The 19,872-nt window shown below is 67.3% G+C and carries 18 protein-coding genes and 1 riboswitch; of the genes, 10 read left to right on the top strand and 8 right to left on the bottom strand.

Annotation, left to right across the window (positions count from 1 at the left end; genetic code table 11):
• Positions 1 to 5: 5 nt before the first annotated feature.
• The 7 genes from M5C96_RS21265 to M5C96_RS21235 form a co-directional block, all read right to left on the bottom strand.
• Entirely contained in the window at positions 6 to 1,853 is a 1,848-nt protein-coding gene (locus M5C96_RS21265; RefSeq protein ID WP_272565127.1) for a hypothetical protein, read from the bottom strand.
• An 87-nt stretch (positions 1,854 to 1,940) separates the two neighbouring features.
• Positions 1,941 to 3,743 (bottom strand): hypothetical protein, encoded by a 1,803-nt coding sequence (locus M5C96_RS21260; protein WP_272565126.1) that lies wholly within the window; start codon positions 3,741 to 3,743, stop codon positions 1,941 to 1,943.
• Positions 3,740 to 4,753 (bottom strand): glycosyltransferase family 2 protein, encoded by a 1,014-nt coding sequence (locus M5C96_RS21255; protein ID WP_272565125.1) that lies wholly within the window; start codon positions 4,751 to 4,753, stop codon positions 3,740 to 3,742. The genes M5C96_RS21260 and M5C96_RS21255 overlap by 4 nt, the downstream gene beginning before the upstream one ends.
• Positions 4,750 to 5,103, bottom strand: a complete 354-nt coding sequence (locus tag M5C96_RS21250; protein WP_272565124.1) for an EamA family transporter — start codon at positions 5,101 to 5,103, stop codon at positions 4,750 to 4,752. The genes M5C96_RS21255 and M5C96_RS21250 overlap by 4 nt, the downstream gene beginning before the upstream one ends.
• Positions 5,104 to 5,124: 21 nt before the next feature.
• Positions 5,125 to 6,540, bottom strand: a complete 1,416-nt coding sequence (locus M5C96_RS21245) for a hypothetical protein (protein ID WP_272565123.1) — start codon at positions 6,538 to 6,540, stop codon at positions 5,125 to 5,127.
• Between the two features lie 47 nt (positions 6,541 to 6,587).
• Entirely contained in the window at positions 6,588 to 8,216 is a 1,629-nt protein-coding gene (locus M5C96_RS21240; protein WP_272565122.1) for a peptide chain release factor 3, read from the bottom strand.
• A gap of 192 nt (positions 8,217 to 8,408) precedes the next feature.
• Positions 8,409 to 9,446 (bottom strand): acyltransferase family protein, encoded by a 1,038-nt coding sequence (locus M5C96_RS21235; RefSeq protein WP_272565121.1) that lies wholly within the window; start codon positions 9,444 to 9,446, stop codon positions 8,409 to 8,411.
• Positions 9,447 to 9,598: 152 nt separating this feature from the next.
• A riboswitch (S-adenosyl-L-homocysteine riboswitch) is annotated at positions 9,599 to 9,695 on the top strand.
• A 68-nt stretch (positions 9,696 to 9,763) separates the two neighbouring features.
• Between M5C96_RS21235 and ahcY the strand changes: the two genes are divergently transcribed.
• The 5 genes from ahcY (at position 9,764) to M5C96_RS21210 (ending at position 14,448) form a co-directional block, all read left to right on the top strand.
• Positions 9,764 to 11,194, top strand: a complete 1,431-nt coding sequence (gene ahcY, locus M5C96_RS21230; protein WP_272565120.1) for an adenosylhomocysteinase — start codon at positions 9,764 to 9,766, stop codon at positions 11,192 to 11,194.
• A gap of 137 nt (positions 11,195 to 11,331) precedes the next feature.
• The gene (locus tag M5C96_RS21225) at positions 11,332 to 12,333 is read left to right on the top strand and encodes a TlyA family RNA methyltransferase (protein ID WP_272565119.1); all 1,002 of its coding nucleotides are present in this window, start codon (positions 11,332 to 11,334) and stop codon (positions 12,331 to 12,333) included.
• The gene (gene metF, locus M5C96_RS21220) at positions 12,330 to 13,172 is read left to right on the top strand and encodes a methylenetetrahydrofolate reductase [NAD(P)H] (RefSeq protein WP_272565118.1); all 843 of its coding nucleotides are present in this window, start codon (positions 12,330 to 12,332) and stop codon (positions 13,170 to 13,172) included. The genes M5C96_RS21225 and metF overlap by 4 nt, the downstream gene beginning before the upstream one ends.
• 51 nt (positions 13,173 to 13,223) lie before the next feature.
• Positions 13,224 to 13,826 carry a hypothetical protein gene (locus tag M5C96_RS21215; protein ID WP_272565117.1) on the top strand — a complete coding sequence of 201 codons (603 nt, stop codon included), beginning with the start codon at positions 13,224 to 13,226 and terminating at the stop codon, positions 13,824 to 13,826.
• A complete protein-coding gene (locus M5C96_RS21210) occupies positions 13,792 to 14,448 on the top strand; it encodes a septal ring lytic transglycosylase RlpA family protein (RefSeq protein WP_272565116.1) in 657 nt (218 codons plus the stop codon). The genes M5C96_RS21215 and M5C96_RS21210 overlap by 35 nt, the downstream gene beginning before the upstream one ends.
• Positions 14,449 to 14,458: 10 nt before the next feature.
• On the opposite strand, the gene M5C96_RS21205 is transcribed toward M5C96_RS21210, so the two are convergent.
• Positions 14,459 to 15,352 (bottom strand): 23S rRNA (adenine(2030)-N(6))-methyltransferase RlmJ, encoded by an 894-nt coding sequence (locus tag M5C96_RS21205; protein WP_272565115.1) that lies wholly within the window; start codon positions 15,350 to 15,352, stop codon positions 14,459 to 14,461.
• A 249-nt stretch (positions 15,353 to 15,601) separates the two neighbouring features.
• On the opposite strand from M5C96_RS21205, the gene M5C96_RS21200 reads away from it, so the two are divergent.
• The 5 genes from M5C96_RS21200 to M5C96_RS21180 all read left to right on the top strand — a co-directional run bounded on the left by M5C96_RS21200 (position 15,602) and on the right by M5C96_RS21180 (position 19,854).
• Positions 15,602 to 17,521 carry a serine/threonine protein kinase gene (locus tag M5C96_RS21200; RefSeq protein WP_272565114.1) on the top strand — a complete coding sequence of 640 codons (1,920 nt, stop codon included), beginning with the start codon at positions 15,602 to 15,604 and terminating at the stop codon, positions 17,519 to 17,521.
• 162 nt (positions 17,522 to 17,683) lie between these two features.
• Positions 17,684 to 18,112 (top strand): 50S ribosomal protein L13, encoded by a 429-nt coding sequence (rplM, locus tag M5C96_RS21195; protein WP_092745280.1) that lies wholly within the window; start codon positions 17,684 to 17,686, stop codon positions 18,110 to 18,112.
• A gap of 11 nt (positions 18,113 to 18,123) precedes the next feature.
• The gene (gene rpsI / locus M5C96_RS21190) at positions 18,124 to 18,516 is read left to right on the top strand and encodes a 30S ribosomal protein S9 (protein WP_092745279.1); all 393 of its coding nucleotides are present in this window, start codon (positions 18,124 to 18,126) and stop codon (positions 18,514 to 18,516) included.
• Positions 18,517 to 18,681: 165 nt separating this feature from the next.
• On the top strand, positions 18,682 to 19,395 hold the full coding sequence (locus M5C96_RS21185; protein ID WP_272565113.1) for a DUF6776 family protein: 714 nt from the start codon (positions 18,682 to 18,684) through the stop codon (positions 19,393 to 19,395).
• Positions 19,396 to 19,455: 60 nt separating this feature from the next.
• Positions 19,456 to 19,854, top strand: a complete 399-nt coding sequence (locus M5C96_RS21180; RefSeq protein ID WP_272565112.1) for a bactofilin family protein — start codon at positions 19,456 to 19,458, stop codon at positions 19,852 to 19,854.
• Positions 19,855 to 19,872 lie beyond the last annotated feature (18 nt).

Below are 19,872 nucleotides of genomic sequence, written 5' to 3'. Positions count from 1 at the left end.
CGGTCTCAGCGCTTGGCGAACTCGATGATGGCCCGGTAGAAGCGGTCGGAGCCGTCCTTCGTGTTGTCCGGTCCCAGCTCCATGCGGTTCACGCCGTTTTCGGCGCTGCCCTTGAACCGGTTCGGAATCACGGAAAAGTAGTACGGGCTGATGAAGCGCGCGCCGCCGGTGTAGTGCGACTGCATGGCCGCCAGGTGGGCACCGTCGCGCTTCCACTGCTGCGGATTGAATTCCGGCACGCCGTAGTCGGCGATCTTGCGTTCGGCCAGGAACCCCCGCACCCAGTCGCTGTCCGTGGCGCCGCCATACAGGTTGATGCCGTGCTTCCAGGGCAGCGAGCCGTGCAGTGTCTGGTCCGCCGCGAAGAGTTGCGGGTTCCAGGAGGAGTTCACGTTGGGCACGATCTGGTGGGAGTACAGCTTGTCGGCCGGCAACCCTTCGCTCGAGGCGATGCGATGGAACTCGCCCAGCAGCCGCGCCACCTGCTGCTCGCGGTAACGGTTCCAGTCCCGCGCCAGCGGGTTGAACAGCACGCCCTGCTGCGGCTTGGGCAGGTCGAGCCACGAGCGCACGCCGGGCAGCTCGCTCGCGGCCTTCATGCCGAAGACCTCCGGCGGGCGGCGGGTGGGCGGCGCCACGCGGCGGTCGCGCGGCATCACCGTGAACTCGGTTTGCGCCACCTCGAAGCGCGCCCCGCCCACGCGCGCCACGATCTGCGCCATGTGCTTGCCGGGGCGCAGGGCACTGAAGTCCACGTCGGTGCGAAAGCCCACGTTCGGCGTGGTGACCTCGTCCAGCGCGCGGTACACGTCCAGCCGGTTGTAGCCGCGCCCCACCGGGCCGATGTAGCGCGCATCCAGGTACAGGTCGAGGCCGGTCACGCGGCCTGCGGGGTCCCACAGCCAGCCGGAGAGCGGCAGGGTGCCGTCGGCGAAGGCGTCGTAGTGCTCGCCCAGGCTGCTGGCCGGCTCGCGGCTCACATCGTGCGACGGGGCGGGAACGGTGTTGAACGCGGCGTAGGCCGTCCCGGCCTGCCGGTTGAGCGCCGCGATGCTGCCGTACTGCCTGGCCAGGTAGGCCTGGAAGCCCGCCACCGAGGCCGGGCTGTAGTCGGTGGTGCGGATGTTCTGGTACTCGCCCATGCCGTGTTCGAAATCAGGGAACAGGTGGTGCAGTTCGCCCGCGAGCGTGATGGCGACGATGCGCTGCTGCTGCTCCGCAGGCAGGGCCTTGATGCGCCGGGCCACGTAGCGCAGGGCCTCGTAGCGGTAGCGGTTGACCGGAATGCTCGCATCCGTCTCCAGCGTGTAGGGCGCGATGCGGTAGCCGAAGTAGCCCAGCTCCAGCGGCTTGCCCCCAGGCAGTTGCATGAGGTTGCGCGGGTCTTTCTCCAGCTCGTTGGTCAGGGGGCCGGCGGAGTCGAAGTGGTCCCCGGCCAGGTACAGCACGACGGGGCGCTTCACATCGGCCACGAGCTGCAGGAATTCATCGACCCGCGCGGTGTCGATCTCCCAGCCCGTGGCGGTCCTGCGGTACAGCGCCAGCAGCTGGAGCGTGGACGTGAAGCCGATCTGCACCTGCCCCCGCGGGCCGCCGGGCTCCAGCGTGTCGAGCAGGCGGTTGATCGCCGCCGCGCCCGTGCGCTTGCGCGCGCGGCACAGATCGATGGCGGCTTCGTAGGTCTTGACCCGCGGGTCGTTGGCGGCCTCGTCGCACACCATCGTGCCGACGATGGTCGGGGCGACGATGAACGGCGCGCGCGCCGGGCGGGGGGCGGTGGTGTCCGCCTGCGCAGCGGCTCCCAGCAGGGACAGTGCCGCTGCCAGAATCCGGTGAGCGTTGAAAAAGCGCATGGCAGAGTGTCCGTCAAGGAAAAGAACTGCAAGGCCATGTCCGGCCGTGCAGAAGGGCCCCGGTGTGGGGCTGGGAAAAGCGGAGTCTCAGGGCGGGCTGAGCGCCTTCTCCCGGTAGAAACGTCCCTCGCTGGCCTCGTACAGGCCCGGCTCGCCGAACTGCATGCGCGTGCCCGGCTTGCAGTGGAACTCCATCGTCAGGCGCCCTGGCGGGCCGGGCATCAACAGCGGCATCGTGCCCCAGGTGATGTCCTGCCCGGCCTTCAGGCCGTCCAGGCGCACGAGGCTGGCGCGTGCGGCACCATCGGGCCGGGTGTAGCCCACCCACAGGCGCTGGCACTGGCCTTCCAGGCGCTCCAGGGGCAGCCGCAGGATGGAGATGCCATCCATCTTGAAGACCTTCGCGCGCCACTCGACCAGGGCTTTCCCGGACGCCATGGGCACCTCGGCCGCGAACGGGTCGCCCTCCCACCCCTGGGTCTGGACCGTGCCGGGCTCGGCCATCTGCAGCAGCACGGGGTGCCCGAGGCTCAGGTCGGGCATGAGCGGCGCGCTGTTGCGCAGGTGATAGGCCCCCAGAGCCACGCCCGCCACGATGGTGGCCAGGGCGCCGCCCAGGGCCATGCCCCGGCGTGGCTGGCGCCACAGCATCGCCACGCCTTGCGCGGCCAGCAGCACGAACAGGATGTCGAGCGCGCTGATGCTGTAGCGCGGGTTGTAGAGCACCGGCACGTGCACCGCGCACTGGTAGGCCGCGGCGCCGGTGACCATCCACACCATCAGGTGCCGGCGCCCGCCCCACGCCCCCAGGCACGCCAGGATCACCAGCACCACGCGCCAGGACCGGTCGTTCATGACATGGCGGTCCAGGTGCGCGCGGCTGAAGAACAGCACGGCGCCGAGCTTTTGCACGTACATCTGCGCCAGCACCGGGAAGGGCGTTTCGCGCAGCATGGTCTTGGCCACGGCCATCAGGCGGCGGTCGCCCTCGATCGAGAGGTGCCCCTGGCCGTCCGTGATGGTGGACTCGTCATGGACCAGTCCGAAGTACGGCGGCTCGTAGCCCGACAGCACGGGGTTGCTGCCGAAGTACAGCGCCGCGCCTGTGCCCGTGGCGACAATGGGCCGGCCGAATTCCTCGTTCTGCCGCGCCATGTAGGCGCCTACCAGTGCGAGGGCGATCAGGTGCACCGCCGCGATGCGCACGGCCGCCCCGCGTTGCGCGCCCTGCAGCTTGCGCGATGCGGCGAAGAAAGCCACCACGGCGAACGGCAGCCAGTACATGTAGGTCCCGCGGGTCAGGGTGGCCGCGGCGAGGGCCAGGCCCGCCAAAACCACGGCGCCGATCCGCCAGCGCGCTGCGCGCGTACCGGCTGTGGTGTCTACCGCATAGGTGGTGGCCCAGAGCCACACGGCAACCAGGAACACGAAGGGCGCTTCGCCCATGAGCACCGCCCCGGCCTCCACCAGCATGTGGGGCAGCACGAACAGCCAGGCCGCGGCGGCGGCGGCCACGCGGCCACCGATCCTGCGTGCGGCATCGAACGTGAGCACCAGCGCCACTAGCGAGATCGCGAGATTCGCGGCCTTGACGGCCACCGGGTCCGCCCCCGAAAGCGCCATGTAGACGACCGCGCCGGGCGCCACCTTGAGCATCTTCGGATCGCTGAACAGCTGCGCCGCATCCTCCAGCAACTGGCGCGCCAGCGGCAGGTAGGTGTGCAGCGAGTCGAACGGAATTTCCACCCGCGTGAGCACTTCCACCGTGCGCGCCGCGTAGAAGATGAGGGGCACGACCAGCCCCCACAGCATCCAGTGCAGGGTGGCGCGCTCGGACGGTGCGAGGGTGTGGCTGGCGTTGGGAGCGATGTGGCCCTGGGAGACGCTCATGGCGTGGCCTTTCCCGCCAGGTCGGCGGCGGCATCGAGGTCGTCCGGATGCAGGTAGGTGCTCAGCGGCTCGGTGGGCACGCTGCCCACGTCGTAGTGCAGGAACGCCACCAGGAACTGGATGCCGATGAGCACCGGCAGCGCCGCCAGCATCACGGTGCCGCTCGTGGCCGGATGGGTGCCGTAGGCGCTGTTGATCCAGTGCATCGCCCCGAACAGGCCCCCCGCCAGCAGCAAAAGCACACCGAAGAGGCTGTAGATGGAGCCCACGTTGAAGTCGCGCACCAGGTAGCTGTACACATAGCGCCGGGCCAGGCGCGAGGCGTGCTTCTTCAGGAATTCGGGCAGGACCTTGCCGATCTTGAGGTTCGATTCTTCGTCCGCGTACACGGCGTCCATGGGCACGTCGCGCACCACCGCCCGCAGCGTGTTCAAGCGGAACAGCATGTCGGTCTCGAAGAAATAGCGGCGCTCCAGCTTGTCCAGCGGCAGCTCGCGCAGCACGCTGGTGTGGATGGCGGTGTAGCCGTTCGTCGGGTCCATGATGGACCAGTAGCCGCAGCTGAGCTTGGTCATGAACGACAGCACGGCGTTGCCGAACAGGCGCATCCCGGGCATGCCGCGCACCGATTCGGGCCGGAAGAAGCGGTTACCCTTGGTGTAGTCGGCCCGGCCGTCCTGGATGGGGCGCACGAACAGCGGCAGCAGGCGGGGGTTCATCTGGCCGTCGCCGTCGATCTTGACCACGATGTCGATGCCGTCCGCGACGGCCTGGCGGTAGGCCGTGACCACGGCCCCGCCCACGCCCTGGTTCTCGGGGTTGAACAGCACCTGCACGCGCGGGTCGGTGCAGTGCTGCTGGACGAAGGCGCCGCTGCCGTCGGGGCAGGCGTCGTCCACCGCGTAGATGCGGGACACGCTGGCCGGAATCGTGCGGATCACCTCCAGCACATGCTGGGTGACCTTGTAGCAGGGGATGGCGACGGCGACGCTCATGGTGTGCTTCGTCATGCCGAAGCCCTCCCCGCCACGGCGATGCCTGCCAGGATCAGCGCCCCCCCGATGAAGGTCTGCAGATGCAGCGGCTCATCGAGGAACAGCCACCCCAGCGCCGGCACGATCAGGAAGGCCAGGCCCATGAACGGATACGCCAGGTGCAGCGGTGCGCTGCGCAGCACCCAGATCCACAGCAGCGTGGTCACGCCGTAGAGCGCCAGGGCCACGATGAGCCAGCCGTTGAAGATCCAGTCGGTCAGCACCGGCTGGGCCGGCAGCATCATGGCCGCCTTCTTGAACAGCAGTTGCCCGAGCGAGATGCCGAGCACGCACAACAGGGTCAGGGACGTGAGTAAAAGGGACATGGTGAGAAGGCAGGGGGCGTGTCATGCCGACACGGGGCGGGCCGGGGTGGGGCGGCGCAAGGCGAAAGCGGGAAGCAGGGCCAGGGGCAGGGTGAAAAACGGCAGGAGGTAGCGGTACTCGCCCGCGGTGGACAGCAGGAAGATGGCCACTAGCTGCACGGCCATGGGCAACGCCACGATCAGCAGGGGCAGGTCGCGCCGGGCGATGCCCCGGCACAGGGCCCACGCCAGCAAAATCATGCCGAGCCAAGGGGTCCACAGCAGCCATCGCCATGCATGGCTGGCCTTTTGCAGGGCGATGAAGCGGCGCTCCACGCCGCGCAGGTCGAACTGGCGAAAGACCGACACCCCCTGCGTGCGCTGCAGCACGTACGTGGCGTAGGTCACGGAGGGAAAGCCGCCCTGCGCGAGCGCGGCGGCCAGGAAGACGTTGACCCGGCTGGCGATGAAGTCGGGCAGGTTCTGCCAAAGGTTGTAAGTGAAGAATTCACGCACCAGGGCCTTCTGGTCGGGCTGCGGCAGGCCTTGCATCTGCGGGCCTTCGGGATGGAAGACGAGCATGTCCCAGTACGCCGGGTCGGCATAGGCCTGCAGTTGCGGCAGGGGGCGGTAGCGCCCGAGCATCTCGATCGTGGCGGGCGACACCTTGGGACGGTCCAGCACCCAGGGATCGTTCATGTGGGGGTACTGGTCCCACAGGCGGTTCATGGCCCGGGGCTTGAGAAAGTTCACGGTCTCGAAGACCACCATGGGATAGACGGCTTCCTGTGTCCTGGACGGATGCAGCTGGTGGCCCGCGAACATCGCCGCGCCCACCGCACCGATGACCGCCGCCAGCGTCCAGCGGCTGCGGCGGTCCAGGAGCAGCAGCACGGCCACGGCCGGCAGCAGAAAGACGATGCCGTTCGGCCGGGCGAAGGCCGCGAAGGGCAGCGCCACGGCCACCATGGTCAGCGAGGCCGCGCCCATCGTGCGCTGGCGGGCCGCCAGCCACAGCTCGAACAGCAGGCCGCAGGACGCCACGGCGAAGATGCCGTCCGGGTACAGCGTGCCCATGAAGTAAACCATGTGCGGCGCCAGGCACACCAGCACCAGCACCACCGCGAAGCTCTTTCTCAGGCCCTGCCGCCAGTACCACGCCAGCATGCGGGCGAAGATCAGCGCGCACAGGCACAGCAGCACTGCCACGGGCACTTCCACCCGCCGCGTGCCCTCGTAGAACAGGCGCACGAAGTAGTACCAGAAGACGGTCTTGCCGGAGCGGAAGTCGCCTCCGCGCTCCACCTCCAGCAGGATGGACACCGAGTCCTCCCCCAGGATGCCGGGCCAGAAGGCCATCAGCCAGGTGCCGTACAGCGCCATCAGGGCGCTCCAGATCACCAGAAAGGGGGCGGCTGCCCGCCAGCCATCCCGCGGGGCACGGACCGCGCGGGCCATGGAAGGGGATGGCAGCGTCGCTCCCACGGTCGGGCGATGGTCTGCGCTCAACCGGCGGCCTGCAGCGCCAGGCCGGCGTGCTCGCGCAACGGATGGAAATGGATCTTGGGAAACCGCTCCTGGGCCAGGCGCACGTCGTAGGGAGAGGTGCACAGGTAGGCCAGCGTGTCCGCCGCGTCGTGCGCGAGCCGCAGCGGGTAGGCATCGGTGAACGCACGCAGGTCGGCCGGGCTGTCGGCGGTGATCCAGCGGGCGCCGGTGTACTGGCAGCCCTCCAGCCGCACGTCGGCGTCGTATTCGGTCTTGAGGCGGTGCTGCACCACTTCGAACTGCAGCTGGCCCACCGCACCCAGCAGCATGGCACCGCCGGCGTCGGGCTTGAAGACCTGGATCGCGCCTTCTTCACCGAGCTGGGCCAGGCCCTGCTGCAGCTGCTTGGTGCGCAGGGGGTTCTTCAGGATGACCGTCATGAACAGTTCGGGCGCGAAGAACGGCAGGCCGGTGAACTGCAGGCTGGCGCCGTCGGTGATGGTGTCGCCCAGCTGCACGCCGCCATGGGTGGTGAAGCCGATGATGTCGCCGGCATAGGCCTCTTCCACCGCCTCGCGGCGCTGCGACATGAAGGTCACCACGCTGGTAGGGCGCAGTTCCTTGGCGGTGCGCTGCACCTTGAGCTTCATGCCCGGCGTGTACCGGCCCGAGGCCACGCGCACGAAGGCGATGCGGTCGCGGTGGTTGGCGTCCATATTCGCCTGCACCTTGAACACCACGCCCGAGAAATTCTGGTCTTCGGGCTGCACGGTTTTCTCGACCGGCTGCTTGTTCACCTGCAGGCTGCTCAGGCGGGGACGCGGCGAGGGGGCCAGGTCCACCAGCGCATCCAGCACTTCCATGACCCCGAAGTTGTTCACGCCGGAGCCGAAGAACACCGGCGTCTGCTTGCCGGCGAGGAAGGCCTCGTGGTCCCAGGTGGGCGAGGCGCCCACGGCGAGTTCCATGCTCTCGATGGCGGCGTCGAATTCGCTACCGAAGCGCGCGCGCAGGTTGGCGGCGTCCGACAGGGGAATGGTCTCGAAGTCCTGTGGGCGGCGCTCGCTGCCCGACTCGAACACCGTCATGGCCTGCGTGCGCAGGTTGATAATGCCGCCGAAACCCTTGCCCTGGCCCACGGGCCAGGTCATGGGCACGCAGGGCATGCCCAACTCGCGCTCGACCTCGTCCAGGATGTCCAGCGGTTCGCGCACTTCGCGGTCCATCTTGTTCACGAAGGTGATGATGGGCGTGTCGCGCTGGCGGCAGACCTCGATCAGGCGTCGCGTCTGCGCCTCCACGCCGTTGGCCGCGTCGATCACCATCAGGGCCGAATCGACCGCGGTGAGCACGCGGTAGGTGTCTTCCGAGAAGTCCTTGTGGCCCGGCGTGTCCAGCAGGTTCACCACGTGTTCGCGGTAGGCCATCTGCATGACCGAGCTGGCCACCGAGATGCCACGCTGCTTTTCGATCTCCATCCAGTCGCTGGTGGCGTGGCGGCTGGCCTTGCGGCCCTTGACGGCGCCGGCGATCTGGATCGCACCCGAGAACAGCAGCAGCTTTTCCGTGAGCGTGGTCTTGCCCGCGTCAGGGTGGGAAATGATGGCGAAGGTGCGGCGGCGCCGTGTTTCGGAGACGTAGGACACTGTGTTTTTTGGTGAAGGCGCGGCGCAGGCGGGTGGGCCGAAGTACGGGCGCCAGGGCCGGCGCGCTGGCGTGCCGCCGCGGAGGGCGCCCGCGGAAAAGTGGCCGTATTCTAATGGCCGCCCTCGTGCCGGACCTCGGTGGGGACCGCACCGGCCCGGCCCCGTGGCCGCAGCCTTGGCCGCTCGCAAGGGTCAGGGGGCCGCTTGGGGCGCCACGGGCGTTCGCTGGAACCACCGCTTGAACCGCAGCGCCGGTGATTCCACCAGATGCCAGGAGGCATAGCCTGCCACGGCGGCCAGTGCCACCGACAGCATCAGGCTCGGAATGAACGCCAGGTCGGGCCAAAGCGCATACACCGACTGCTGCACCGGGCAGCCGTACAGATAGATGCCGTACGACGGGTCCCCGCCGCGCTGCAGGAAGGCCAGCGCGGGCACGTTCAGCGAGCCGATGTGGATCAGCAGCGGCGGCAGCAGGAGCAGGCCCGCCGTGTGCTCCATCTGCAATCCGAAGAACAGCACGGCGGCCAGCGGCGCCAGCAGGAGCAGCAGCCGGCCGGAGCGAGCATGGAACGCATCGCGGAAGACGGCGATGAGCGCGCCATAGGTGAAATAGGCGGGGTATTCGAACCAGTGCTGCATCTCGCCCGTCAGGTCGGCATTGCGGGCGGTGAGAAAGAACGCGATGTAGGCCACAGCGGCGAGGCCGGCGAGCCAGCGAGACCGGAACACGCCGAGCAACCCCGCACCCGCCAGCACCAGGTAGCACAGGCTTTCTATCGGGATGGTCCACAAGGGCCCATTCATCAGGTGCTTGATCGGGTTGTTTTCGAACACGCCCGGCAGATAGGGGTAGTCCCTGATCAGCAGCAGGTTGCGAAAGTAGCCGAGCGTATCGGGGTGGGCCAGAAAGTCCGCGGTCGGCAGCGAGTTGAAGAAGATCCCGAACAGAAAGACGTTGGTGAGCACGGCGAACAGCACCCCGGGCCAGATCCGCAGGAACCGCTTGGAAAGGAACGCCAGCGCCTTGGGCTGGCGCAGCCAGCTCTGGGTGACGAGGTAGCCGCTGATCGTGAAGAACGTCATCACCGCCACGCCACCCACCATGTCGGAATGCAGCCAGGTGGGCGACGCGGTGTGCGTGATGTGGAAGTGGTGGCTGAAGATCACTGCGCTCGCCGCGCAGATGCGCATCAGATCGAACAGGTTGCCCCGGTGCTGTGTGGACATTGTCTCTGGGTTCTTCTGGCCCTTTGCGGGCGTATCGCTGGTTGTCTTGTTGTCATGGGCGGCACCTCGAATCCATGCCGGTCTCGGTTCTGCAGCGCGCCACGGTCGGCGCGCTGGTATGGGCGCGAAGCGCGATGTCCTTATAATCGCCGCTTTCCGAGGAGCGTTGCAGCGTCTTTACCCCCGGTGCCCGGTGTGCGGCAGGGACGCGAGGCTCGGATCATCATTTTGCAACGACGCTCGCCCACGCTTCTTGTGCGGTGAGTGAGCCATTCCCCTCCGATGCGTGGTTTTTACCTTCTTTACCGGAGAAAACCATGAGCGCAGTTCTCAAGCCCCAGGCCGACCAGGCCATCGCCGACCTTTCCCTTGCCGCGTGGGGCCGCAAGGAAATCCGCATCGCCGAGACGGAAATGCCCGGCCTGATGGCCATCCGCGACGAGTTCGCCGCCAGCCAGCCGCTCCAGGGCGCGCGCATCACCGGCTCGCTGCACATGACGATCCAGACCGCCGTGCTGATCGAAACGCTGAAGGCCCTGGGTGCCGACGTGCGCTGGGCTTCGTGCAACATCTTCTCCACGCAGGACCATGCCGCTGCCGCCATCGCTGCCACGGGCACGCCGGTCTTCGCCATCAAGGGCGAGTCGCTGGAAGACTATTGGGACTACACCCACCGCATCTTCGACTTTGCGCCCAAGGGCAGCGCGGGCGAAGGCCCCAACATGATCCTGGACGACGGCGGCGATGCCACGCTGCTGATGCACCTGGGCCAGCGCGCCGAGAAGGATGCTTCCCTGGTCGCCGGCAACGGTGCCAGCGAGGAAGAGCGCATCCTGTTCGCCGCCATCCGCAAGAAGCTGTCGGAAGATGCGACCTGGTACACCCGCAAGTCGGCCGAGATCATCGGCGTGACGGAAGAAACCACCACCGGCGTGCACCGCCTGAACGAGATGTCCGCCAAGGGCACGCTGCTGTTCCGCGCGATCAACGTGAACGACTCGGTCACCAAGTCCAAGTTTGACAACCTGTACGGCTGCCGCGAATCGCTGGTGGACGGCATCAAGCGCGCCACCGACGTCATGATCGCCGGCAAGGTCGCCGTGGTGGCCGGCTACGGCGACGTGGGCAAGGGCTCCGCCCAGGCACTGCGCGCGCTTTCGGCCCAGGTGTGGGTCACCGAGATCGACCCCATCAACGCCCTGCAGGCCGCCATGGAAGGCTACCGCGTGGTGACGATGGACTACGCCGCCGACAAGGCCGACATCTTCGTGACGACGACCGGCAACAAGGACATCATCACCCACGACACCATGGTGAAGATGAAGGACCAGGCCATCGTCTGCAACATCGGCCACTTCGACAACGAGATCGACGTCGCGTCGATCGAGAAGTACGAATGGGAAGAGATCAAGCCCCAGGTGGACCACATCACCTTCCCGGACGGCAAGAAGATCATCCTGCTGGCCAAGGGCCGCCTGGTGAACCTGGGCTGCGGCACGGGCCATCCGAGCTTCGTGATGTCGTCGTCGTTCGCCAACCAGACCATCGCGCAGATCGAGCTCTTCACCAAGCCCGATGCCTACGAGGCCGGCAAGGTCTACGTGCTGCCCAAGCTGCTGGACGAGAAGGTCGCGCGCCTGCACCTGAAGAAGGTCGGCGCCATGCTGACCGAACTGACGGACTCGCAGGCCGCCTACATCGGTGTGAGCAAGAGCGGCCCCTACAAGCCCGACACCTACCGTTACTGATCGGGCGGGGCTTCGCCGCCCCGGGGCGGCGGCCGGCGACTCCGGCCGGTTCGCCCTGTCTTGCTATAAAAATAATAGCTTCTAGCGCTAGATGAATATGCGCTGGAGGCCTTTTTGACTCTGAAAAGGACGGGCGCATGCGCGCAGACGTGTATCTGGTGGACAAGGGCCACGCCGCGACCCGGTCGCAGGCGCAGCGCCTGATCGCGGCCGGCGTGCAATGGCGGCTGGCACCCAGCCTGCCCTGGCACAAGGTGGCCAAGAACGGTGACGAGATTCCGGACATCGCCGAAGTGCAACTGCTCGACCAGTCCGAGGCGCGCTACCTCTCGCGCGGCGGCCTCAAGCTGGAAGGCGCGCTCGTGTCCACGGGCCTGGACGTGGCGGGCTGGCGCTGCCTGGACGTGGGCCAGAGCACCGGGGGCTTCACCGACTGCCTGCTGCAGCGCGGCGCGGCCCAGGTGATTGGTGTGGACGTGGGCCACAGCCAACTGCACGACCGCCTGCGCCAGGATCCGCGCGTGGTGGCCGTGGAAGGCGTCAACGCCCGGTCCCTGACGGCCGCATCGCTGCAGGACGCCTGCGAGGACGCCCTGTCCGAGCAGGTCGAGCAAGACCCCGACGACAACGAGACCCAGCCCGAAGCTCCCTACAGCTGGATGCGCAACGGCGGCCTGATCGACGACGAATACGACGACAGCGACGACGCCAAGGAACACGACGTCGAAGCCTTCAAGGCCGAGCGGTCGGCCCGGGCGCGGGCCCGCGCGGAGGGCGCCCTGCCCACCGTGCGCCGGCGCCGGGCAGGGCTGGAACAGGTGGACATCACCCCGGTGTTCGACCTGGTGACGGGCGATGTGTCGTTCATCTCGCTCACGCTCATCCTGCCGGCGGTGGCGCCGCTGCTCAAGGCCGGCGGCGACCTGCTCATGCTGGTCAAGCCGCAGTTCGAGCTGCAGCCCGGCCAGGTGGGCAAGGGCGGCATCGTGCGCGATGTGGCGCTCTACGCCGTGGTCGAGCAGCGCATCCGCGACTGCTGCGCGGAACTGGGCCTGACCGTGGCTGCCTGGATGGACAGTTCCATCGATGGCGGCGACGGCAACCGTGAATTCTTCGTCCATGCAAGGAGGGCGGCATGAGTGCCTCCAATCCACCCTTACCCGTCAGTTTCGAATTTTTCCCCCCCAAGACGCCCGAAGGGGCCGAAAAGCTGCGTGCCGTGCGGCAGGCGCTGTATGCCCGGCGGCCCGAGTTCTGCTCCGTCACCTACGGTGCGGGCGGCTCGACGCAGGAGGGCACCTTCACCACCGTGCGCGAGATTCTGGCGGAGGGCGTGAGCGCGGCCTCGCACTTCTCGTGCATCGGCGCCACGCGCGAGACGGTGCGCAGCCAGCTGGCCACGCTCAAGGCCATGGGCGTGAAGCGCCTGGTGGCCCTGCGCGGCGACCTGCCGAGCGGCTACGGCGCGGGCGGCGAGTTCCACTACGCCAGCGATCTGGTGGCCTTCATCCGCGCGGAGACGGGCGACGACTTCCACGTGGAAGTGGCCGCCTATCCGGAAGTGCACCCCCAGGCCCGTTCACCCGAAGCCGATCTGCAGGCCTTCGCGCTCAAGGTGCGTGCAGGCGCGCACTCGGCCATCACGCAGTACTTCTTCAATGCCGACGCCTATTTCCGCTTCGTGGACGACACGCGGCGGCTGGGGCTGGACGTGCCCGTGGTGCCGGGCATCATGCCCATCCTGGGCTCCACGCAGCTCATGCGTTTCTCCGACGCTTGCGGTGCCGAGATTCCCCGCTGGATTCGCATGCGCCTGCAGGGCTTCGGCGATGACACGGCCAGCATCAAGGCCTTCGGCCTGGATGTGGTCACCGGGCTGTGCGAGCAGCTGCGCGACCGTGGCGTGCCGGGCCTGCACTTCTACACGATGAACCAGAGCGCCACCACGCTGGAGATCTGCCGCCGGCTGGGTCTCTAGACGCCGGCGGTCACTCCGGTAATATCGCCCCTTCGTTTTTCGTGCCCATCCATGACGTCCGCCTTCGCTCCCCTGTTGGTCGCCACCCTGTGCTGCGTGGCGTCTGCCCCGTCGTGGGCCCAGACGCGGTACGTCTGCCGGGATGCCGCAGGCAACAGCTTCACGATGTCGCGCCCCTGTCCTTCGGGCACGACGACGTCGGTGGCGGCCGCAGGGCCTGTCTCCCCGCCTCCGGCGTGGCGCTATGAGCCCCCGGTGCGTTCCGTTCCCGAAGGGCCGGCTTACCAGCGCTACATGAGCGCCCGTTGCCGGTCCCTGAGCGACACGCTGCGCGGAGGCTCCTCCGGCATTCAGCCCGACGCTTACGCCGGCATGCGCCGGGAGTACCAGCGCGATTGCCACGACGAGGAATCCGACGCTTCCTCCCGCTATTCCAGGGAGCAGAGCGAGGCGCGCAAGCAGCGGCAGGAGCAGGAGCAACAACTGCGCGTGGCGGCCCAGACCTCCCGCGAAGAGGCCACGCGCCACGCCGAACAATGCCGGGAGTCGCGCCGCATCCTCACCGCCAAGCGGGCCCGCACGGACCTGACCGAAGGCGAAAGAAAGGACCTGAAGCGTTTTGAAGACGCCTACGAAACGCGCTGCCAGCGCTGAACTGCGCCACCGCCTCGGTGCGCTGTTGTCGGGCGCGCTGCTGTCGTGCGCCCTGGTGGCCTGCGCGGTCAAGGCGCCCGCGCCCGGCGACGACACCGTCGCGGCGCCGCAAAAGCCATTGGTTCCCCTGCCTGCGCCAGCCCAGCCGCCCCGCGCCGCGGCCCCTGTGAAGCCCCCGCCGGCCATGGCGGGCGATGCGCCCTCCAAACCGTCGGACGCGGATGCGTCCTCCGAGAGCGATGCCGCCGATGCGTTCGTGCAGGAAGGCTTGGCCTCCTGGTACGGGGCGCGTTTCCACCGCCGCCGCACCGCCAGCGGAGAGCGCTTCGACATGAACGAATTCACCGCCGCCCACCGCACCTTGCCCTTCGGCACGCGCGTGTGCGTGCGCAGCCTGGTGACCGGCCGCGCCGTGCAGGTGCGCATCAACGACCGCGGGCCCCACTCGCCCGGCCGCATCATCGACGTGAGCCGCGCCGCCGCCGGGGCGCTGGGGTTGCTGGGGCTGGGCACCAAGCCGGTCGTGGTGTCGCAGGCGCCGGAGGATGCCGCGGCGCAGTGCCCCGATGCCTCGGCTTCCGGCCTGTCGCAGGCCGGCCCGCTACCAGCCTCTGGCGAATAGGCGGTCCGGCTCAGCCGCCCGACTCGAGCGTGTGCGAGGCGTGGTGGTCCTGCGCCAGCAGTTCGGCCATTTGCGGCAGCGCGGGCTTGAGCGCTGCTTTCAGCGTGAACGGCGGATTGATCAGGAACATGCCGCTGGCCGGCAGTCCCGGGCGGCGGGCCTGTCCGTCCGCGGCCCCCGTCACCTTGCTCGATTTCACGGTGAGCGTGGCATGCAGCCACGACTTGCCGGCCTTGGTGGCCAGCGTCTTGAGCCGCCGCGGCAGGTCATGGGCTTCGGGCCGGGGAATGATCGGGTACCAGACGGCATAGGTGCCCGTCGCAAAGCGCTTGAGCGAGTCTGCGGCCATGTCCAGGACGCGCCCGTAGTCGCTCTTGATTTCATAGCTGGGGTCGCACAGCACGAGAGCGCGGCGGGCCGGTGGGGGCAGGAATTTCTTGATGCCTTCGAAGCCGTCCTCATGCAGCACCGCCACCTGGCGGCCTGCCTCCAGCTGGGCCACGTTGCCGGCCAGCGCGCGCAGGTCGGTCGGGTGCAGTTCGAACACCTTGAGCTTGTCGCGGTCGCGCAACAGGCGTTGCGTGATGAAGGGCGAGCCGGGATAGACCCGCGTCACATTGCCCTGGTTGAAGGCGCCGACCATGTCGACGTAGGCCTGCAGAGCGGGCGCCAGGGGCTCTTTGAGCACGGCAGGCGGCACCAGGCGCAGGATGCCGTCCCCCGCCTCTCCGCTCGTGGCGGCATAGTCGCCGTCCAGCCGGAACAGGCCGGCGCCGGCATGGGTGTCCAGCACGGTGAGCGCTGCGTCTTTCTGCGTAAGGTGTTGCAAAGTGGCAATCAGCACCGTGTGCTTGAGCACATCGGCGTGGTTGCCCGCATGGAAGGCGTGGCGGTAACTGAACATGATGGGGCCAATGGTAACCACGCACCGCCCGGTGCCGCGTGATCGTGCCCGCTTCATCGTGGCGCAGTGGAGGCCGGGGCGCTGCCGGTGCGATGGCTTGGAGCAGTCGCCGGGCGCCTTGTTGCCGCCAGGGAGCGGGCTTGCTGCATGATGGCGGCTTCGGCCAATGTGTTGCAATCCATCCACTTGTCCGTTGCCGGGTGCGCCGTTGCTGGTGCACCATTGCCGCCCGAAAGCCCAGCCGTCACCATGTCCGCCATCACCAGCACCGAACCCCCGACCGACGTCCACCACGTCGACGCCCTGCCGGCCGGGACGCGCCTGGGGGAGTTCGAGGTGCTTTCGCTGCTGGGGGTGGGCGGGTTCGGCATGGTCTACAAGGCGTTCGACCATTCGCTCCTGCGCTTCGTGGCCATCAAGGAATACATGCCTTCGGCGCTGGCGGCGCGCGCACAGGGACAGTCGCTGTGGGTGCGGTCTTCCACCCAGGAACAATCCTTCCAGGCGGGGCTGGCCTCGTTCGTGAGCGAGGCCAGGCTGCTTGCCCAGTTCGACCACCCCTCGCTGGTGAAGGTCTTTCGCTTCTGGGAAGCCAATCACACCGCCTACATGGTCATGCCGCTCTACACGGGCATGACGCTCAAGCAGGCCCGCGCGCACATGCGCACGCCGCCGCCCGAGGCCTGGCTGCGCAAGATGCTGTGGTCGGTGCTGAGCGCGCTGCGCGTGCTGCACGACGGCCAGACGCTGCACCGCGACATTTCGCCCGACAACATCTTTCTGCAGGACAGCGGCCCTCCCGTGCTGCTGGACCTGGGGGCTGCACGCCATGCGATCAGCGACCACGGGCACCAGCACACGGCGGTCCTGAAGGTCAATTACGCGCCCATCGAGCAGTACAACGACGGCGAGAGCGATCTGCGGCAGGGCCCGTGGAGCGATCTTTATGCCCTCGGTGCTGTGGTGCATGGCAGCCTGTGCAACGACACGCCGCTGCCGGCCACGTTGCGGTCGATCCGCGACCGCATGGTGCCGTTTTCACGGGTGGCCAAGACCGTGCGGCGCCAGTTCGGCGTCGAATATTCCCCGCCCTTCGTGGCCGCGATTTCACAGGCATTGGCCCTGCGGCCGGACGAGCGTCCCCAGAGCATCGACGAATTCCTGCGCACCATGGACATGGTCGCTCCGCCGGAGGGCATCGATCAGTTCGATTTCCGCGCCGAGCTGGGCGATATCTGGGTGGAGCCGGCCGACCGGCATGGCACGGGCGTGGCGGTGCCCATGATCGACATCACCTCGGTTCCTTTGCCGGCGGTGGGCGCACCCTTGCCTGCGCCTCTGGCCGCTGTGGTGGAGGCGCCGACGGTGGACACGGGTGCGCAATTGCACATCGATCGGCAGGAGGCGGGCGACACCGTGGTGTCCGATGGGCATGACACGGTTTTCATGGATGGAGGACAAGAGGTGGCAGATACCGTGACAGGTGGCGATACGGTTTTCGAGGAGCGCCGTCCTCAGCATCCGGAAAGGCTGGGGCGTCCGAAGACCCGCCGCAGCCAGGCTGCGGGCGAGGAACCGCCGGCATCGGCCGCCGCTGGTGTGCGCCGCCGTCCCTTGCTTTGGGCGGGCGCCGGCGTGGCGGCCGTGGCTGTGATCGCTGCCGGACTGTGGTGGAACGCCTCGCGCGACACGCGCCATCCCACCAAGTACACCCCGGAAGACCAGATCATCACGGAACTGGCCGAGCCGCCAGCGCCGGTGGCCTCTGCGCCTGCCGAAGTGATCCCCGTGGTCGATGAAGCGGCCGCCGCACCGGCGCTGCCAGCCGCATCCGCTGCATCAGTGGCCGCAGCGCCCGCATTCGTTGTTGCATCGGCACCACGGCCCAAGCCTGTCCCTCGCAAGGTGGCTGAGCCCACGCCAGCGGCCGTGGCTGCGGAAGCGCTTGCATCGCCCGAGCCAGCTCCAGCTCCAGCGGCAGCGCCCAAGCCTGCGGCCGCACGCGTGGCGGGGCCGGACGAAGCGTGCGCCAACGCCGGATTCATCGCCCGACCGATGTGCATCCACCAGCAATGCCAGAACGCGGCGGTGGCCAACCACCCGCTGTGCGTCGAGAACCGCCGCCGGCTGGAAGCCGAAGAACGCCGCCGCACGATGCTGTCCCAATAGCCCTGCCTTGGCATTTTTCCGCCGCTTCGTATAATGGCGGGCTTCGCAGCGCTTTTTTGGTCCCGCGGCGGAGCATTCACACCACCTAAGAGGCTTCCTTCAGAGATGCACCGACCGTGGAAAAGGACCGACAAACCCCCCGTTCTTTGAAAAGAGAAACTCATGTCTACTTTCAGCGCAAAGCCCGCTGAGGTCGTGCACGAGTGGTTTGTGATTGACGCGACCGACAAGGTCCTCGGACGAGTAGCCAGCGAAGTTGCTCTCCGTTTGCGCGGCAAACACAAGGCCATTTACACGCCTCACGTCGATACCGGTGACTTCATCGTCATCATCAACGCCGCTCAGCTCAAGGTCACCGGCACCAAGTCCCTGGACAAGGTGTACTACCGCCATTCGGGCTACCCTGGCGGTATCACGGCCACGAACTTCCGCGACATGCAAGCCAAGCACCCCGGCCGCGCGCTGGAAAAGGCTGTCAAAGGCATGCTGCCCAAGGGTCCCCTGGGCTACGCGATGATCAAGAAACTCAAGGTGTATGGCGGTGCTGAGCATCCCCACACCGCCCAGCAGCCCAAGGCGCTGGAAATCTAAGGAGCCTTGAGATGATTGGTGAATGGAACAATGGCACCGGCCGTCGCAAGTCCAGCGTCGCCCGCGTGTTTCTCAAGAAGGGTTCCGGCAAGATCACTGTGAATGGCAAAGACATTCAGCAGTATTTCGGCCGCGAAACCTCGATCATGATCGCCAAGCAGCCGCTCGCGCTGACCAACCATGTCGAAACCTTCGACATCCAGGTCAACGTGCACGGCGGCGGTGAATCCGGCCAAGCCGGTGCCACCCGCCACGGCATCACCCGCGCCCTGATCGACTACGACGCAACGCTGAAGCCCGCACTGAGCCAAGCCGGCTTCGTGACCCGCGATGCACGTGAAGTCGAACGGAAGAAGGTCGGTCTGCGTTCTGCACGCCGCGCCAAGCAGTTCTCCAAGCGTTAAGCTTCGCCACTGCAAAAGACTGCCATGCCGTACTGCGCCTTTACAAAGGCTGCAAGAGGGGCATGTCAGTCGGCCGAAAGCACTCTCGGGTGCTTTCCGGCTTCAGAAAACCGCCTGTCCGGCGGTTTTTTCATTTCTGCTCCTCCATTTGTTGGATAGGGAAACATGCGACTCAAGCTGCTACGGCGCCGTTTGACCATCAGTGCCCCGCGGGTGTCGGTCCGCAGCGCGATGCCATGGCCTGTTCGCTGGGTGCTGCTGGCCATTTTCTTTGGCCTGTGCGCCGCGCTGGCGCTCTGGGCCTTCGAGTTCGGCAAGAGCATCGCAGGCCTGGACTCCCGCTCCCGGGCCGAACTGGTGCGGTTGCGCGAAGAGGTAGCCCAGTTGCGCGAGGAGCAGCGCTTGCAAAAGGACACGTCGAGCTCTACCGGCACGCTGCTGACCGCGGAGCGCACCACGATGGATCGCCTGATGGCCCAGATGCGCCAGCTGGAGGCGGACAACCGCGCCCTCCGGGACGATCTGGGCTTTTTCGAAAAACTCATTCCTGCAGGCAAGACCGAGGGCGTCAGCATCCGTGGACTGCAGGCCGACGTGATCGGCGGCAATCAGTTGCGCTGGCAGGTGCTGGTGATGCAGCCGGTGCGCAATGCGCCGGAGTTCCGTGGGCGGCTGGAGTTGCTGCTGGCAGGCACGCGCGATGGACGCCCCTGGACACAGGCGATGCCTGCGGATGGGCAGCCCCTTCAGTTCCAGCAGTACCGCCGGGTGGAAGGGTTGTGGCCTTTGCCCGGCAATGCCGTGGTAAAAACCGTGACCGCGCGGGTCTTGGAGGGCAGTGCGGTGCGTGCCACCCAGACCCTGAGCATCGAAGAATAGCGGCGGTGGCGGCGTCGGCAATGGGCCATTCCCTCCCGCGCCAACCGACTGGAGTGTTCCATGTTCTCTCGCAAGAAGCAGCCCCCGATCAAGAGCCTGATTGCCCATGGCACCCGCATCAACGGCGAAGTGCGGTTTTCCGAGGGCCTGCGGATCGATGGCGAGGTAGCGGGGGACGTGCGGGCCAGCGACGAGCAGCCCAGCATTCTGGTGATATCGGAGTCCGCCCGGGTCGAAGGCGCGGTGCACGCGGCCCACGTGATCGTCAACGGCACGGTGCTCGGACCGGTGCATGCCGCAGAACTGCTGGAATTGCAGCCCAAGGCCCGCATCACCGGCAACGTGCACTACAAATCGCTTGAAATGCACCAAGGTGCCACGATATCGGGACAGATGAGCCCATCGACCGTGCTGGTCGAGGAAAAACCCACACTGAAGTTGGCGTCAAACGCCAGCTGACCCACATTCGAGGGGCAT

This window comes from Acidovorax sp. GBBC 1281, assembly GCF_028473645.1.
In the GTDB taxonomy this organism is placed as follows: domain Bacteria; phylum Pseudomonadota; class Gammaproteobacteria; order Burkholderiales; family Burkholderiaceae_C; genus Paracidovorax.
This window is presented reverse-complemented; position numbering and strand designations above follow the sequence as displayed.

Excerpts from the sequence above, each read along its gene's own strand:
- rpsI (WP_092745279.1), top strand. The coding sequence starts at position 18,124 with ATGATTGGTGAATGGAACAATGGCACCGGCCGTCGCAAGTCCAGCGTC.
- M5C96_RS21265 (WP_272565127.1), bottom strand. The coding sequence starts at position 1,853 with ATGCGCTTTTTCAACGCTCACCGGATTCTGGCAGCGGCACTGTCCCTG.
- M5C96_RS21185 (WP_272565113.1), top strand. The coding sequence starts at position 18,682 with ATGCGACTCAAGCTGCTACGGCGCCGTTTGACCATCAGTGCCCCGCGG.
- M5C96_RS21250 (WP_272565124.1), bottom strand. The coding sequence starts at position 5,103 with ATGTCCCTTTTACTCACGTCCCTGACCCTGTTGTGCGTGCTCGGCATC.
- M5C96_RS21215 (WP_272565117.1), top strand. The coding sequence starts at position 13,224 with ATGACGTCCGCCTTCGCTCCCCTGTTGGTCGCCACCCTGTGCTGCGTG.
- rplM (WP_092745280.1), top strand. The coding sequence starts at position 17,684 with ATGTCTACTTTCAGCGCAAAGCCCGCTGAGGTCGTGCACGAGTGGTTT.
- M5C96_RS21205 (WP_272565115.1), bottom strand. The coding sequence starts at position 15,352 with ATGTTCAGTTACCGCCACGCCTTCCATGCGGGCAACCACGCCGATGTG.
- M5C96_RS21200 (WP_272565114.1), top strand. The coding sequence starts at position 15,602 with ATGTCCGCCATCACCAGCACCGAACCCCCGACCGACGTCCACCACGTC.
- M5C96_RS21245 (WP_272565123.1), bottom strand. The coding sequence starts at position 6,540 with ATGGCCCGCGCGGTCCGTGCCCCGCGGGATGGCTGGCGGGCAGCCGCC.
- M5C96_RS21235 (WP_272565121.1), bottom strand. The coding sequence starts at position 9,446 with ATGTCCACACAGCACCGGGGCAACCTGTTCGATCTGATGCGCATCTGC.
- metF (WP_272565118.1), top strand. The coding sequence starts at position 12,330 with ATGAGTGCCTCCAATCCACCCTTACCCGTCAGTTTCGAATTTTTCCCC.
- M5C96_RS21225 (WP_272565119.1), top strand. The coding sequence starts at position 11,332 with ATGCGCGCAGACGTGTATCTGGTGGACAAGGGCCACGCCGCGACCCGG.
- ahcY (WP_272565120.1), top strand. The coding sequence starts at position 9,764 with ATGAGCGCAGTTCTCAAGCCCCAGGCCGACCAGGCCATCGCCGACCTT.
- M5C96_RS21260 (WP_272565126.1), bottom strand. The coding sequence starts at position 3,743 with ATGAGCGTCTCCCAGGGCCACATCGCTCCCAACGCCAGCCACACCCTC.
- M5C96_RS21180 (WP_272565112.1), top strand. The coding sequence starts at position 19,456 with ATGTTCTCTCGCAAGAAGCAGCCCCCGATCAAGAGCCTGATTGCCCAT.
- M5C96_RS21255 (WP_272565125.1), bottom strand. The coding sequence starts at position 4,753 with ATGACGAAGCACACCATGAGCGTCGCCGTCGCCATCCCCTGCTACAAG.